Annotated in this window: 13 protein-coding genes; 9 read left to right on the top strand and 4 right to left on the bottom strand. The window is 61.8% G+C overall.

Annotated elements, in window-relative coordinates:
* Positions 1-28 precede the first annotated feature (28 nt).
* From IFU31_RS14890 to prpF, 6 genes are all read left to right on the top strand, one after another.
* On the top strand, positions 29-1,105 hold the full coding sequence (locus tag IFU31_RS14890) for an alkene reductase (protein ID WP_192055296.1): 1,077 nt from the start codon (positions 29-31) through the stop codon (positions 1,103-1,105).
* A gap of 130 nt (positions 1,106-1,235) precedes the next feature.
* A complete protein-coding gene (locus tag IFU31_RS14885) occupies positions 1,236-1,988 on the top strand; it encodes a GntR family transcriptional regulator (protein WP_244646817.1) in 753 nt (250 codons plus the stop codon).
* Positions 1,985-2,872 carry a methylisocitrate lyase gene (gene prpB, locus IFU31_RS14880; RefSeq protein ID WP_122477799.1) on the top strand — a complete coding sequence of 296 codons (888 nt, stop codon included), beginning with the start codon at positions 1,985-1,987 and terminating at the stop codon, positions 2,870-2,872. The genes IFU31_RS14885 and prpB overlap by 4 nt, the downstream gene beginning before the upstream one ends.
* Positions 2,873-2,913: 41 nt before the next feature.
* Positions 2,914-4,041, top strand: a complete 1,128-nt coding sequence (prpC, locus tag IFU31_RS14875) for a bifunctional 2-methylcitrate synthase/citrate synthase (protein WP_122477797.1) — start codon at positions 2,914-2,916, stop codon at positions 4,039-4,041.
* A 162-nt stretch (positions 4,042-4,203) separates the two neighbouring features.
* A complete protein-coding gene (acnD, locus tag IFU31_RS14870) occupies positions 4,204-6,819 on the top strand; it encodes a Fe/S-dependent 2-methylisocitrate dehydratase AcnD (RefSeq protein WP_192103471.1) in 2,616 nt (871 codons plus the stop codon).
* A 10-nt stretch (positions 6,820-6,829) separates the two neighbouring features.
* Complete coding sequence (gene prpF, locus IFU31_RS14865) at positions 6,830-8,014, top strand: 2-methylaconitate cis-trans isomerase PrpF (RefSeq protein ID WP_192103469.1); 1,185 nt, start codon at positions 6,830-6,832, stop codon at positions 8,012-8,014.
* Between the two features lie 17 nt (positions 8,015-8,031).
* On the opposite strand, the gene IFU31_RS14860 is transcribed toward prpF, so the two are convergent.
* From IFU31_RS14860 to IFU31_RS14850, 3 genes are read right to left on the bottom strand one after another with little or no spacing between them, the layout of a single operon-like run.
* Positions 8,032-8,730 carry a dihydrofolate reductase family protein gene (locus tag IFU31_RS14860; protein WP_192103467.1) on the bottom strand — a complete coding sequence of 233 codons (699 nt, stop codon included), beginning with the start codon at positions 8,728-8,730 and terminating at the stop codon, positions 8,032-8,034.
* 57 nt (positions 8,731-8,787) lie between these two features.
* Entirely contained in the window at positions 8,788-9,291 is a 504-nt protein-coding gene (locus IFU31_RS14855) for a GNAT family N-acetyltransferase (protein WP_192103465.1), read from the bottom strand.
* Between the two features lie 45 nt (positions 9,292-9,336).
* Complete coding sequence (locus tag IFU31_RS14850) at positions 9,337-10,122, bottom strand: sulfite exporter TauE/SafE family protein (protein WP_122477789.1); 786 nt, start codon at positions 10,120-10,122, stop codon at positions 9,337-9,339.
* Between the two features lie 269 nt (positions 10,123-10,391).
* Here IFU31_RS14850 and IFU31_RS14845 point away from each other — a divergent pair, with 269 nt between their 5' ends.
* The 3 genes from IFU31_RS14845 (at position 10,392) to IFU31_RS14835 (ending at position 13,649) form a co-directional block, all read left to right on the top strand.
* Complete coding sequence (locus tag IFU31_RS14845) at positions 10,392-11,114, top strand: pirin family protein (protein WP_122477788.1); 723 nt, start codon at positions 10,392-10,394, stop codon at positions 11,112-11,114.
* A 163-nt stretch (positions 11,115-11,277) separates the two neighbouring features.
* The gene (moaA, locus tag IFU31_RS14840) at positions 11,278-12,282 is read left to right on the top strand and encodes a GTP 3',8-cyclase MoaA (protein ID WP_192059681.1); all 1,005 of its coding nucleotides are present in this window, start codon (positions 11,278-11,280) and stop codon (positions 12,280-12,282) included.
* Between the two features lie 185 nt (positions 12,283-12,467).
* A complete protein-coding gene (locus IFU31_RS14835) occupies positions 12,468-13,649 on the top strand; it encodes an acetyl-CoA C-acetyltransferase (RefSeq protein WP_192059683.1) in 1,182 nt (393 codons plus the stop codon).
* An 84-nt stretch (positions 13,650-13,733) separates the two neighbouring features.
* Here the strand turns inward: IFU31_RS14835 and IFU31_RS14830 are convergent, their stop codons facing one another.
* Positions 13,734-16,199, bottom strand: coding sequence for an autotransporter outer membrane beta-barrel domain-containing protein (locus tag IFU31_RS14830; protein WP_192103463.1), 2,466 nt, complete (start codon positions 16,197-16,199; stop codon positions 13,734-13,736).
* Positions 16,200-16,224: the final 25 nt, after the last annotated feature.

Below are 16,224 nucleotides of genomic sequence, written 5' to 3'. Positions count from 1 at the left end.
CTTTCAACCCACAGACCAGGGAGACCAGATGCCTTCTTTATTCGACCCGATCCAGGTCGGCGCGCAGAAACTGCCCCACCGGATCCTGATGGCGCCGCTGACCCGCGGCCGTGCCACGCGCAACCATGTACCCACCGACTTGATGATCGAGTACTACACCCAGCGTGCGAGCGCCGGGTTGATCATCACCGAAGCCACCGGAATCACTCAGGAAGGCCTGGGCTGGCCATACGCGCCCGGCATCTGGAGCGACGAGCAGGTCGAGGGCTGGAAGAAGATCACCGCTGCGGTGCATGAGGTCGGTGGCCGCATCGACCTGCAGCTGTGGCATATGGGCCGCATTGTTCACCCCAGCTTCCTAGGTGGCGCGCAGCCGGTTTCCTCATCGGCAACCACTGCGCCAGGTCAGACCCATACCTACGATGGCAAGCAGCCCTATGTGCAGGCGCGTCCGTTGGGCATCCACGAAATTCCACGGTTGCTCGACGACTACGAGCATGCCGCGAAGAACGCCATGCGTGCCGGCTTCGATGGCGTGCAGATCCATGCGGCCAATGGTTATTTGATCGATCAGTTCCTGCGCGACAACAGCAACTTCCGTGACGATGCCTACGGCGGTTCGGTAGAAAACCGCATCCGCCTGCTGACAGAGGTCACACAGCGGGTTGTCGACACCATCGGTGCCGAACGTACCGGTGTGCGCCTGTCACCCAATGGTGATTCGCAAGGGGTCAACGACAGCGATCCGGAAACCCTGTTCTCCGCTGCTGCCGCTGCGCTGGACAAGATCGGCATCGCCTACCTGGAACTGCGTGAGCCACCGCTCGACGGTACCTTCGGCAAGGCCGACCGCCCGCCCGTGCATCCGGTCATCCGCAAGGCCTTCAGCCGCACACTGGTGCTCAACTCCGATTACACCCATGAGAAAGCGCAAGCCGCGCTGGACGCCGGTGAAGCAGACGCCATCGCTTTCGGCCGACCGTTCCTGGCCAACCCTGACCTGCCCCATCGGTTCGCCGAAGGCTTGCCGCTAAACAAGGACGTGATGGAAACCTGGTACAGCCAGGGGCCCGAAGGCTACGTGGACTACCCCACAGCCGAGTGAGCGCAACACGGTATCGGGGGCCAGTGCCCCCGGTCACTTCCACAGATTGTCGACACTTCGCCTATGACGTATTGACTAGTCACTTAAACGGGGCTATTTTTTTGTCACTACCTGCCCAGGTGTCGACAATATGTCTGCCACGTCTGTTTCATTACACGTCCTGCCCAACAACGACGCGCCGCACGTTTCCAGTGTTGCGGGTGAAACCGAGACGCTTTCGGAAAACGTCTTCCGACGTATCCAGGCGGCCATCGTCAACGGCGAAATAGCCCCTGGCAGCAAGATTTCCGAGCCCGAGCTGGCACGCACCTACGGCATCAGCCGCGGTCCCCTGCGTGAAGCCATCCACCGCCTCGAAGGCCAACGCTTGCTGGTGCGCATTCCGCACGTCGGTGCGCGGGTGGTATCGCTCAACCACGCCGAACTCATCGAACTCTACGAAATCCGCGAATCGCTTGAAGGCATGGCCTGCCGGCTGGCCGCCACGCGCATGAGCCAAGTGCAGATCGACGAACTGCGCGAGGTGCTGGCCACCCATGAGCGCGATGCCGCGTTCCAGGCCGGCGTCGGCTACTACCAACAGGAAGGCGATTTCGACTTCCACTACCGGATCATCCAGGGCAGCGGCAACAGCACGTTGGTGCAGATGCTGTGCGACGACCTCTACCAGTTGGTGCGCATGTACCGGATCCAGTTCTCGGCCACGCCCAACCGCCCCCATCAGGCCTTTGCCGAACACCACCGTATTCTCGACGCCATCGCCGAGCGCGATGGCGAATTGGCCGAGTTGCTCATGCGCAGGCACATCGCCGCGTCCAAGCGCAACATCGAGCGCCATTACCTGGAACCCAACCACAACAACACCCCAGGAGCCCAACCATGAATCAGCCGTCCAGCCCCGGCCAACGTTTCCGCCAGGCACTCGCCGAAGAGTCACCCCTGCAGGTGGTCGGCACCATCAACGCCAACCACGCACTGCTCGCGCAGCGGGCCGGCTTCAAGGCCATCTACCTCTCCGGAGGCGGCGTCGCGGCGGGTTCGCTGGGCCTGCCTGACCTGGGCATTACCGGCCTGGACGATGTGCTGACCGACGTGCGCCGCATCACCGACGTCTGCGAGCTGCCGTTGCTGGTCGATGTCGACACCGGTTTCGGCTCGTCGGCGTTCAACGTTGCGCGCACCGTCAAGTCGATGATCAAGTTCGGCGCGGCGGCCATGCACATCGAGGACCAGGTGGGCGCCAAACGCTGCGGCCATCGGCCAAACAAGGAAATCGTCTCACAGCAGGAAATGGTCGATCGTATCAAGGCGGCCGTGGACGCCCGCACTGACGACAGCTTCGTGATCATGGCGCGCACCGATGCCCTGGCGGTGGAAGGACTGGAGTCTGCCTTGGACCGCGCCGCCGCCTGCATCGAGGCGGGTGCGGACATGATCTTTCCCGAAGCCATCACCGAATTGCAGATGTACCAGCTGTTCGCCAGCCGGGTGAAGGCGCCGATTCTGGCCAACATCACCGAGTTCGGCGCCACCCCGCTGTTCACCACCGAGCAACTGGGTGGCGTTGGCGTGGGCCTGGTGCTTTACCCACTGTCTGCGTTCCGTGCCATGAACAAGGCGGCCGAGAACGTCTACACCGCGATACGCCGCGACGGCACTCAGCAGAATGTCATCGATACCATGCAGACTCGCATGGAGCTGTACGAGGCAATCGACTACCACGACTTCGAGCGCAAGCTGGACGCACTGTTTGCGCAGAAAAAATGATCACTGCATTCCAATAACAAATCCAAGATCGGAGAAAACCCATGGCCGAAGCAAAAGTACTCAGTGGCGCTGGCCTGCGTGGCCAAGTGGCCGGACAGACCGCCCTGTCGACCGTCGGCATGCCCGGTGCCGGGCTGACCTATCGTGGCTATGACGTGCGCGAACTGGCCGAACATGCCCTGTTCGAGGAAGTCGCCTACCTGCTGCTGCATGGCGAGCTGCCCACGCCTGCCGAACTGGCTGCCTACCAGGGCAAGCTGCGCAGCCTGCGCGACCTGCCGCAGCCGTTGAAGGAAGTGCTCGAACGCATTCCGTCGAGCACCCATCCGATGGACGTGATGCGCACCGGTTGTTCGTTCCTCGGCACGCTGGAGCCTGAGCGCAACTTCGGCCAGCAGGAACACGTGAGCGACCGCCTGCTGGCGGCGTTCCCGGCGATGATGTGCTACTGGTACCGCTACAGCCACCATGGCGTGCGTATCAGCTGCAGCAGCGACGAAGAGACGTTCGCCGGGCACTTCCTGTACCTGCTGCATGGCAAGTCGCCGAGTGAATTGCACAGCAAGGTGATGGACGTATCGCTGATTCTCTACGCCGAGCACGAATTCAACGCCTCGACCTTCACTGCCCGCGTCTGCGCATCGACCCTGTCGGACATGTATTCATGCGTGACCGCCGCCATCGGCTCGTTGCGCGGCCCGCTGCACGGCGGCGCCAACGAGGCGGCGATGGCGATGATCCAGAAGTTCGCTTCGCCCGAGGAGGCGGTGCGCGGCACCTTGGCCATGCTGGAGCGCAAGGACAAGATCATGGGTTTCGGCCATGCTGTGTACAAGGACAACGATCCGCGCAACGAGGTGATCAAGGGCTGGGCCAAGAAGCTGAGCGAAGAAGCCGGCGACAAGGTGCTCTACCCGGTGTCCGAGGCCATCGACAAGACCATGTGGGAACAGAAGAAGCTGTTTCCCAACGCCGACTTCTACCATGCCTCGGCGTACCACTTCATGGGCATCGCCACCGAACTGTTCACACCCATCTTCGTTTGCTCGCGGGTGACGGGCTGGGCTGCGCACGTATTCGAGCAGCGCGCGAACAACCGGATCATCCGGCCCAGCGCGGAGTATGTCGGCGTGGAACAGCGCGCATTCGTGCCCCTGGATCGTCGCTGACCTGGCGGGCCTCTTCGCGGGTAGATGGCTCGCCGCCCGCCCCGCTCCCACAATCCTCCGAATCTGGAGCTGGGTTTTATGTGGGAGCGGGCTCTGCCCGCGAAGGCCGCCCCGCCGAACTTTTGCCATGCCTGACCATGCCTTGCACCGTGAGCCGACCTGATGAACACACAACACCGCAAGTCCCTGCCGAACTCGCCACTGGACTATTACGACGCCCGAGAAGCCGTCGAAGCCCTCCAGCCCGGCGCCTACGCCACCCTGCCCTACACCTCCCGCGTACTCGCCGAAAACCTGGTGCGACGCTGCGACCCCACTACCCTGGACGCCTCGTTGCGCCAGCTGATCGAGCGCAAGCGCGACCTGGACTTCCCCTGGTACCCGGCGCGTGTGGTGTGCCATGACATCCTCGGCCAGACTGCGCTGGTCGACCTCGCCGGCCTGCGCGACGCGATTGCCTCCCAGGGCGGTGACCCGGCGCTGGTCAACCCAGTGGTCCCGACCCAATTGATTGTCGATCACTCGCTGGCGGTAGAAAGCGCCGGCTTCGACCCCCAGGCGTTCGAGAAGAACCGCGCCATCGAAGACCGTCGCAACGAAGACCGCTTCCATTTCATCGACTGGACGCGCAAGGCCTTCAAGAACGTCGATGTCATTCCACCGGGCAACGGCATCATGCACCAGATCAATCTGGAGAAGATGTCGCCGGTCATCCAGGTCCGTGAAGGTGTCGCTTTCCCCGACACCTGTGTCGGTACCGACAGCCACACGCCCCACGTCGACGCGCTGGGAGTGGTTGCCATCGGTGTCGGCGGCCTGGAAGCGGAAAGCGTCATGCTCGGTCGCGCCTCGTGGATGCGCCTGCCCGAGATCGTCGGCGTCGAGCTGACCGGGCAGCTGCAACCCGGCATCACCGCCACCGACATGGTGCTGGCCCTGACCCAATACCTGCGCCAGCAGAAAGTCGTCGGTGCCTACCTGGAATTCTTCGGCGAAGGCGCGCGCGAGCTGACTCTGGGCGACCGCGCCACCATCTCCAACATGGCCCCGGAATACGGCGCCACGGCGGCGATGTTCGCCATCGACCAGCAGACCATCGACTACCTGCGCCTCACGGGTCGCGAAGAGCAGCAAGTGCAGCTGGTCGAAGACTACGCGCGCCTTACCGGCCTGTGGGCCGATAGCCTGGACGCCGCCGTCTACGAACGCGACCTGAGCTTCGATCTGTCGGGCGTGGTGCGCAACATGGCCGGCCCCAGCAACCCCCACGCGCGGGTGGCGACCAGCGACCTGGCCGCCCAAGGTATCGCCGGCCCCTGGACCGACGTGCCAGGGCAGATGCCGGACGGCGCGGTGATCATCGCCGCCATCACCAGCTGCACCAACACCAGCAACCCGCGCAACGTGATCGCCGCCGGCCTCTTGGCGCGCAACGCCAACCGCCTGGGCCTGACCCGCAAGCCCTGGGTGAAGTCATCCCTGGCACCGGGCTCGAAAACCGTGGCGCTGTACCTGGACGAAGCCGGCCTGACCGAGGAACTGGAAACCCTGGGCTTCGGCATCGTGGCGTTCGCCTGCACCACCTGCAATGGCATGTCCGGCGCGCTGGACCCGTTGATCCAGCAGGAGATCATCGAACGCGACCTGTATGCCACGGCGGTGCTCTCGGGCAACCGCAACTTCGACGGGCGCATCCACCCGTATGCCCGGCAGGCCTTCCTCGCCTCACCGCCTTTGGTAGTCGCCTATGCCATCGCCGGCACCATCCGCTTCGACATCGAAAAAGACGTGCTTGGGTTCGACCCGCAGGGTCAGCCCATTCGGCTCAAGGACATCTGGCCCAGCGACGAAGAAGTCAACGCCGTGGTCAAGTCGTCGGTGAAACCGGAGCAGTTCCGCCAGGTGTACATCCCCATGTTCGCCATTCACGAGGACACCGGGCCGAAGGTCGCGCCCCTCTACGACTGGCGCCCGGCGAGCACCTACATCCGTCGTCCGCCCTACTGGGAAGGCGCCCTGGCCGGCGAGCGCACGCTCAAGGGCATGCGCCCCCTGGCCGTGCTGCCGGACAACATCACCACCGATCACCTGTCGCCATCCAACGCGATCATGCTCGACAGCGCTGCGGGCGAATACCTGGCCAAAATGGGCCTGCCCGAAGAAGACTTCAACTCCTACGCCACCCACCGCGGCGACCACCTGACTGCCCAGCGCGCGACGTTCGCCAACCCCAAGCTGTTCAATGAAATGGTGGTGGAAAACGGCAAGGTTCGCCAAGGTTCGCTGACCCGCCTGGAACCCGAAGGCCAGGTGATGCGCATGTGGGAAGCGATCGAAACCTACATGCTGCGCAAGCAGCCGCTGATCATCATTGCCGGGGCCGATTACGGCCAGGGTTCTTCGCGCGACTGGGCGGCCAAAGGCGTACGCCTGGCCGGGGTCGAGGCAATTGCCGCCGAGGGCTTCGAGCGCATCCATCGGACCAATCTGGTGGGCATGGGCGTGCTGCCGCTGCAGTTCGCCGCCGGCACCGACCGCAAGACCCTGGGTATCGACGGCACCGAGGTGTTCGACGTGATCGGCCGACTGACACCCCAGGCGCAGGTGACGCTGATCATCGAACGGCGCAATGGCGAGCGCCTGGAGGTGCCGGTGACCTGCCGACTGGACACTGCCGAAGAGGTCTCGATCTACGAAGCCGGTGGTGTGCTGCAGCGCTTCGCCCAGGATTTCCTGCAGGCCACCGCGCCTACTCCCCATGCCGCCGGCGCTCACTGAGGACAGCTCCATGACGCAGATTCGCATTCCCGCCACCTACATGCGCGGCGGCACCAGCAAGGGCGTGTTCTTCAACCTCGCCGACCTGCCCGAGCCGGCGCGCCAGCCAGGGCCACTGCGTGACGCCCTGCTGCTGCGGGTGATCGGCAGCCCGGACCCGTACGCCAAGCAGATCGACGGCATGGGCGGTGCCACCTCGAGCACCAGCAAGACGGTGATCGTCAGCCCGAGCAGCCAGCCGGGGCATGACGTCGACTATCTGTTCGGCCAGGTGTCCATCGACAGCGCGTTCGTCGACTGGAGCGGCAACTGTGGCAACCTGTCCGCCGCCGTCGGCCCCTTTGCCATCAGTACTGGCCTGCTCGATCCTTCCCGCGTCCCCCACGACGGCATCGCCACGGTTCGCGTGTGGCAGGCCAATATCGGCAAGACGATCATCGCCCATGTGCCCATGAGCGGCGGTATGGTGCAGGAAACCGGTGATTTCGAACTCGACGGCGTGACGTTCCCGGCCGCCGAGGTGCAACTGGAGTTCATCGATCCGGCTGCCGAGGCCGAGGGCGCGGCGGGGGCGATGTTTCCCACCGGTAACCTTATCGATGTGCTGGACGTGCCGAACGTGGGTCGTTTCGAGGCGACCCTGATCAATGCGGGGATCCCAACCATCTTCATCGACGCCGCCGCCCTGGGCTACAACGGCTGCGAACTGCAGGAGGCGATCAATGGCGATCCACAGGCCCTCGCTCGCTTCGAAACCATCCGCGCCCATGGCGCGCTGCGCATGGGCCTGATCAGTCGCCTTGAGGATGCAAAGACCCGCCAGCACACGCCGAAGGTCGCTTTCGTCGCGCCACCGGCCGACTACCTCGCGTCCAGCGGCAAACCCGTTGCCGCCGCCGATATCGACCTGACCGTACGCGCCATGTCGATGGGCAAGCTGCACCACGCGATGATGGGCACTGCGGCGGTGGCCATCGGTACCGCCGCGGCAATCCCCGGCACCGTGGTCAACCGCGCGGCCGGGGGTGGCGTGCGCAGTACGGTGTGTTTCGGCCATCCATCGGGCACCTTGCGTGTCGGCGCCCAGGCCAACGAAGTCGCGGGCCAGTGGCAAGTGACCAAGGCGATCATGAGCCGCAGCGCGCGAGTCCTGATGGAAGGCTGGGTACGCGTGCCCGCGCAGACCCTGGCCTAGCTACGCGCGTCCGGCCTTCAGCCCGGCAGTGCTTGCTGCCGGTAGCGCAGCCACACCGCACCGCCCTCCTGCACTTCGGCACTGTCCAGGGCCAGGTAAGTCGGCTGCTGCCATTGCCCGGCGTCGATCTCGAACGACGCCGGGTGCTCGCCGCGGCCGTCTACCAAAGGCAGCAGCAGGACACTGATTTCATCGACCAGCCCTGCGTTCACGAAGGAGCCACTGACGTGCGGTCCGCCTTCGACGACCAGGCGCTTGATGCCCAATTCACGGCCGAGAATGTCCAGCACTCGACTCAAGTCTAGGGTGTCCTGGCCGCCGAAAATGTAGGACACCTGGATCGACTGCAGATAGGCCAGGTAGTCGTCGCTGACGCCTTCGGTCAGTACTTCGACGATGTGCGAGTCCAGCGCCGTGTTGGATTTCCAACCGACCTTGCCCTTCGGGTCGATGGAAATGGCATAGGCGCTCGCCGCGCGATCGGCAAAGTACGGGATGCGCGCAATCGGCCCGGTGGCCAGGCCGGACGGATAACCCTCGTCGTGGGCGATCTCCTGCATGGTCACCCGGCCACAGGCCCAGGCATCGAACTCGAACTGTTTGGCCAACTGCTCGTACAGCTCACCTGCGGCGTTCTTGAACGGCCGCGCCCAACCGTCGGTCAGCGCATGACCATCGACGGAAGACATCATGTGGCAGATTACATAGGGCTTCATTGGCGGCTCCAGGGCGTTCGGTATGTCTATCACCGACCGACGCCCCTGGCCGTTGGTTCAGCCTGAAGCGGCGCAGCTCATGTGCGTCGTCTGCCAGATTGGATCGGACTCGACGTCGAGCACCTCGAACCCTTGTTTCTGCCAGAAGGCGATGGCTCCGGGCAGGAACGGGTGAGTGTGCAGGTACAGGGTTCGCACACCTGCCGCACGCGCCTGCGCCAGGAGCGCTGCATACAGCGCCTTGGCCACGCCGGCGCCACGACAGCTGGGCGAAACGAACAACCGGACGACTTCGACGGTGGCTTCGAGCGGCAGCTGCAGCTGATTGAAGCGCTGGTCGTAGGGCAGGTAACCGATGCTGCCTACGATCTGACCCGCCTGCCAGGCCAGCAGAAAACAGCCTTGGGCGGAGCCCTGGTAAACCTCGGCAAAGCGCGCCAGGTCATCCGGCACCTGCGTGGCATCCAGCTGCGGAAAGATCGAGGCCCGCGCAGCCATGACGTAATCCAGGGTTGCAGCGACCTGATCCGATCGCACTGGGCGAATGTCTATCGCGTTCATGGAATCTGCTCTGCACATGAGATAACCCGCGCCAGTGGGAGGGGCTCAGAAAGCAAGTTTGAAACCGATCAGCAGCAGCATCACTGCCAGGCAAGGCCGCAGGATGTCGTCCGACACCCGCCCGGACAGATGGCTGCCCAGCCAGATGCCCGGCAGCGAGCCAAGCAGCAAATGGCCAAGCAACGACCAGTCCATGTTGCCCATACTGGCGTGGCCCATGCCCGCCACCAGGGTCAGGGGTACGGCGTGGGCGATCTCGGTACCGACCAGGCGCCGCGTCGCCAGGAACGGATACAGCAGGAACAGGGCCACGGTGCCCAGCGCACCGGCGCCGATGGACGTGAGCGAAACCATCACACCAAGGACCACGCCGGTGATCACCGTCAGCCCGTTGAGGGTGCTGGCACTGAGGTTGTAGCGGTCGCCGGCATGGCGACTGGCGAAGGCCTGCAGGCGCTTCTTGAAGAGGATGGCGAACGCGGTCAGGAACAGCACCGCAGCCAATGCCTGCTTGATCACCGCGCCCATGGCCTGCGGTTCGGCATCCAGGCTTTTCAGATACCAGAGCACCAGCGCCGCTGCGGGCACGCTGCCCAGCGCCAGCCAGCCGGTGATCTTCCAGTCGATGTTCTTGTTGCGCCCATGCACCCAGACGCCACTGGCCTTGGTGATGGCGGCGTACAACAGGTCGGTGCCGACGGCCGTGGCCGGATTGATGCCGAACCAGAGCAGGATGGGCGTCATCAGCGAGCCGCCGCCCACACCCGTCATGCCGACGATGAAACCGACCACCAGCCCGGCCACGGTGAAACCCCAGGTACCTACGTCCATTCTTACGTCCTACACATCAGATTCAGCATCGCGGGAGCGGTAGCCGGGCGGCAGGATAACAATTTCTGATATAGCCAATTATAACTATGCAGCATTAGCTTATAACCACCACTCGATCACGCATAGCAAGCCTGCACTTCATGACTGTCAACCTGAGCGCGACAGTCCTGCGCTGCCGGAACGATTTATCCCGGCGCGGCGAACGCATAATCTTTACCCATCGCACAGCACCTCCAACGCTGCGCCCCCACCAGAATCGGGAGAACACCATGCTCGCACTTCGCAAAGCTTCGGACCGCGGTCTCGCCAACCATGGCTGGTTGCAATCCTTCCATACCTTTTCCTTCGGCCACTACCGCAACCCACAGGAGCAGGGCTTCTCCGACCTGTTGGTGATCAACGACGACCGGGTCAGCGCCGGCAAGGGCTTCGGTCAGCACCCGCACCGCGACATGGAGATCTTCTCCTACGTGCTGCAAGGCGCGCTGGCGCACAAGGACACCTTGGGCACCGGCTCGGTCATTCGCCCAGGGGACGTGCAGTTGATGAGTGCTGGCCATGGCGTGGCCCACAGCGAGTTCAACCACAGCGATGTCGACCCCGTGCATTTCCTGCAGATCTGGATCGTACCCGAGCAAGCAGGCGCCGAGCCTCGCTACCAGCAGGAACACTTCTCGCCCGAGCAGAAACGTGGCCGCCTGCAACTGATCATCTCGCCCGATGGCGCGCAAGGCTCGCTTGAAGTGCGCCAGGATGCGCGGGTCTACGCCGGCCTGTTCGACGGCGCGGAACAGGCCACGCTGACCCTGGCGGACAACCGCTACGCCTATGTGCACGTCGCCACGGGCAGCGTCGAACTCAACGGCCAGCGTCTGAATGAAGGGGATGGCGTGCGCCTGCGCGAGGAAACCGTGCTGCGGTTGACCAACGGGGTCGACGCCGAGGTGCTGGTATTCGACCTGCGCCCCAACGAGTTGCCGCAGATGCCATGATCGGGCAGTGCACCGGGGGCCGATCAATCCTGTCGATGACCGCATTGAAAAAAGCGATTGGCTTGACCCCGGTGTGGCGCGTACCTTCAAGGTCTGTATTTTTTTTGCAACGCCTGCATGGCGTTGGCAGTCGAAATGGTCATGCCCTTTACTGGTACCCCCGATGCACACCCCTGAGCGCACCCTGCACGATGGCTTCGCCCGCAAAGTCGATTACCTGAGGTTGTCGGTCACCGATCGCTGCGATTTTCGCTGCGTGTACTGCATGGCCGAAGACATGACGTTTCTGCCGCGCCAGCAGATTCTCAGCCTCGAGGAACTCGAGCAGGTGGCCGCAAGCTTCGTCGCCCTGGGGACTCGCAAGATTCGCCTGACCGGGGGTGAACCCTTGGTGCGCTCGGGCATCGTCGACCTGTGCCGACGCATCGCCGCCCTGCCCGGCCTGCAGGAACTGTGCATGACCACCAACGGCTCGCGCCTGGAAACCTTGGCCCAGCCGTTGTTCGACGCCGGCGTCAAGCGCCTGAACATCAGCCTGGACAGCCTCGATCCAGCGCGTTTTCGCGAGCTCACTCGTACCGGCGACCTGAACAAGGTAATTGCCGGCATCGACGCGGCCAACGCGGCCGGATTCCACCATACCAAGCTCAACTGCGTGGTCATGCAGGGTCGCAACGACGACGAAGTCGTCGACCTGGTGAGCTTTGCCATCGACCGCGGCCTGGACATTTCCTTCATCGAGGAGATGCCCCTGGGGGCCATCAGCGAGCACAGCCGCGCCGAAGCCTTCTACTCGAGTGATCAGGTACGCGCACGCATCGCCGAGCGTTACGAGCTGCTGCCGTCCGCCGACTCCACCCAAGGCCCGTCGCGCTACTGGCGCATCCCCCAGGCGCCGGGCACGCGCATCGGTTTCATTTCCCCGCACAGCCACAACTTCTGTGCGACCTGCAACCGCGTGCGCCTGACCGTCGAAGGGCGCCTTCTGCTGTGCCTGGGCAACGAGCATTCGGCGGACCTCAAGCAAGTCCTGCGTGATCATCCCGGCCAGCCGGAAGTGCTCGAACAGGCGATCATCCAGGCCATGCAGCTCAAGCCGTGGAGCCACAACTTCCGCCTCGACGATGACGTGCAGGTGGTGCGTTTCATGAACATGACCGGCGGCTGAGTGCGGGCGCTGGTCTGTGGCATTGTTCTGCTTTTCTTATAAACCTGTTTGAAAATGCAACTTATCAAATCAGTGCACAGGGCCGACAATCACTCTGTGCCGTCGCTGTGTGTCCGGTACGTTGAGCGGTGCCATCCGCTTCCTACAAGAACAAGGCCACCGGCCGCCCTACCGAGGACTCCTTCATGCAAGACGTCGTTATCGTTGCCGCCACACGCACCGCCGTCGGCAGTTTCCAGGGCTCGCTGGCGAGCGTACCCGCCGTCGAGCTGGGCGCTGCGGTGATTCGCCGACTGATCGCACAGACCGATCTGGATCCTGCACAGGTCGACGAGGTCATTCTTGGGCAGGTGCTTACCGCGGGCGCCGGGCAAAACCCCGCGCGCCAGGCGGCGATGTTCGCCGGCCTGCCCAGCGCCGTACCGGCCATGACGTTGAACAAGGTCTGCGGTTCAGGGCTCAAAGCCGTGCACCTGGCCGCCCAGGCCATCCGCTGCGGCGACGCCGAGGTGATCATCGCCGGCGGCATGGAGAACATGAGCCTGGCGCCCTACCTGCTGCCGGCCGCACGCACCGGTCTGCGCATGGGCAATGCCGCGCTGGTCGACAGCATGATCAAGGACGGCCTGTGGGATGTCTTCAACGACTATCACATGGGCATTACCGCAGAAAACCTGGCCGAACAGTACGGCATCAGCCGCGAAGCCCAGGATGCGTTCGCTGCGCAGTCCCAGCAAAAGGCCGTGGCGGCCATCGAAGCCGGTCGTTTCGTCGATGAAATCACCCCCATTGCCGTGCCCCAGCGCAAAGGCGAGCCCGTGCAGTTCGCTGTAGACGAGCAGCCCCGTGCCGACACCACGGCGCAAAGCCTGGGCAAGCTCAAGCCGGCCTTCAAAGCCGACGGCAGCGTCACCGCTGGCAATGCCTCGTCGCTCAACGATGGCGCTGCGGCCGTGCTGCTGATGAGTGCGACCAAGGCCCAGGCACTGGGCCTGCCGGTGCTGGCGCGCATTGCCGCCTATGCCAATGCCGGCGTGGATCCGGCGGTGATGGGCATCGCTCCGGTGTCGGCCACTCGCCGCTGCCTGGAGAAGGCCGGCTGGAGCCTCGAGCAACTGGACCTGATCGAAGCCAACGAAGCCTTCGCGGCGCAAGCGCTGTCGGTTGGCCAAGTGCTGGGCTGGGACGCCGACAAGGTCAACGTCAACGGCGGCGCCATTGCCCTGGGTCACCCGATAGGGGCTTCCGGCTGCCGGGTACTGGTCACCTTGCTGCACGAGATGCTGCGTCGCGATGCCAGCAAGGGGCTGGCCACCCTGTGCATTGGCGGTGGGCAAGGTGTAGCCCTGGCTCTGGCGCGAGACTGATCCGGCAGCAGGCAACACGCACTGGCCAGCGTGTGGTGAATGGATGGAGACTGGCACGCTCAGCTTCGGTGTAGTTCGACCTACCTAAAACCCGTAGGTCAAACTCACCTCGGCAACACTGTCACTGTAATTTCGGCCACCGAATCGATGGCCAACTGCCCCGCTCAGGCCAAGTCGAGAAGTTACCTCACCCTCCACACCCAGCTTTATTTCTCCGACATCCCGATACCCATCCTGGGAGATTTTTACACGATCCATATTGACACTATATACCTTGTCACTGTGAATCCATCCCGCCTCTACGTAGGGCTTGATCTCAGTCCCTGCTGATGAGTCGCGATCTATATTTTTCAGAAATGCTCTCACTGCCAAATGAGTGGAAATACCGCTTTCATTACCAAATCTCACCACGGTTCCATTCCGCTCAATGTGATCTTCAGCTTTTATGCTGGACCAAGCCAATTTCACCTTGGGCTGAATATAAAATGAAAAACCGCGAAACTTGGAAACTTCCATCACACGGCCAACTTCTACCGAAGCAACGGGACCACGAGACTTGTACTGCTCGCCACTTAGACCCTCACCTTTTACCGAATTATCGAACCAACTGTACTGAAATACACCGTCGATATAAGCACCCATTTCATCTACGGCATCTTCGTACCAAGTACTATAAACGCCTATTGAGTAGCCTGAAACTCGCCCTTTTGAGTCGTATGAATTAAGTTTATATGCAGTGTCGTTGGTGCCGCTGCCATAACCTGCCAATGCGCCTACTCGCCACCCTCCTCCTTTCCCTGTCGCGCCTGATGCAATATCACTACCTATCATCACAGCCTGACGGTCGGAGTGAGTACTCAGCTGACCGCTGACATCTACGCCATGGGCATACCCCCTGATAGTTTTCATCCACAAACGCGTTGTCTTTTGCTCGCCACTCAGTGGATCAGTGTAATCTCGCGAGCTGCGCCGATCCTCCAACCTGATTTCAAACAAAGCATTTGCCATCGCGAGATTTGCAGAGTAAGACCCCGCCTCAGGCCGAATAGTTTGCGACTGAGGTATTTCTGGCACCTCAGAAGTTCCACTGTCCAAATACCAATTCCCACTATTGGCGCCTTCCCCCCTTACGAGACGATAATCATAAGCCCCGGCTACGATTCGGCCGGCCTGCTCGAACTGAGCTAAAGAATTGCCCTGGACGGTGATAAGTTCTATCCCGTTCAGTGTCGAGGCACCTGATCCGCCCAAATTATTGACGCTAACTTTTGTAAGACCAGAAGTGTCCCCCAAGACTACCAAGCGATCCGTCACGGATTCATCGCCATTTAGCACTGAGTTGAAAATCAACAATCCATTGCCTCCTGTATAATCCCCATCAATTGTGAGTACCGCACCAGCACGCGGCCCTTGCAACGAAACAACACCACTATTGGCCAACCCTCCCAACGTTTGGCCGTATCCATTGAGCGATAAGGCCCCGCCTTCAAATACAGTGTAATCAGAGTTCTTACTGAAGACATTCATACCTCCTGCCTCAAGCACTCCACCCACTAATTTAGTCAACCCACTGTATGTGCTCTCACCGGTCAATATCGTTCGGCCATTTGCAATCAACGCTGAACCGCCTCCTTTAATAGCCGATGCAAACTCATAATCCGATGCAGTGTGGTTAAAAACAATACTGCCATCGCCGGCACCGAGCCAAACGCCCTCGGTTGAGTTCAGCGAACCCGCTTCGGCCGGAGCGTCAGTGTTTGAAGAACCTATGTAAAGCACTCCGCTTGAACCAGCGGCATCTGCCAAAACCAGCTTATTGGTGTTTAGCTCACCTTTATTCTGAAGCGTGAGCATGCCACTGCCACCTTTACCCACAACCGTAACTTCAGCCGCATTCACGGACGAGCCGCCCCCCGAAACAAGTAACTCCCCAGCCGAGTTGCTTGCTCTACCGAGCGTTATAGAGCCTACACCTGCCCCCACAACATTTATAACGCTCCCTCCAGTAACGCTTACGCTACCCTGCGAAAAGTCTTCCCCACCGACATCTAGCTTGTTCTCGACAGATAGAGAGCTGCCATTACTTACCACTACGCTACCGATCGAATTCCCTTCTACTCCGACCTCGAGCGACTGACCTACAGAAACACGCGCCGCGCTATCTACAACCAGGAGGCCTTTACCATTGACCCCCACTTTGGTGTCTCCTGTACTATTCCAGCGAGAACCTGATCCGGAAACAACCACCACTCCCTCAGAACCGGCGTCAACACCCAGCTGACCAGATCCAGCTCCCACTGAATGACTTGTCACTTTTGCGCCGTTTGTAATATTCACTCGTCCGTACCCATACGTACCGACATTCAACCCATTCCCGATAGTCGGACTAAAGGGAATATTAAAATTCAACGGATCAGGGCCATTGACAGATAGAGCAACAACATCCTGCGGCATCACAAACATCCACGCCAGCCCAGAGCATTGTAGAATTTTGTTTTTTATAGCCATTTCAACCGCCCACCAATATTTAAAACCGACGAAATTCAGCACTCACTGGCATCCTGTATTCCATACA

Source organism: Pseudomonas sp. CFBP 13602 (genome assembly GCF_014842725.1).
Lineage (GTDB): Bacteria > Pseudomonadota > Gammaproteobacteria > Pseudomonadales > Pseudomonadaceae > Aquipseudomonas > Aquipseudomonas baltica.
Note: the sequence above shows the minus strand (reverse complement) of the source record. Positions and strands in the feature narration are given on the sequence as shown.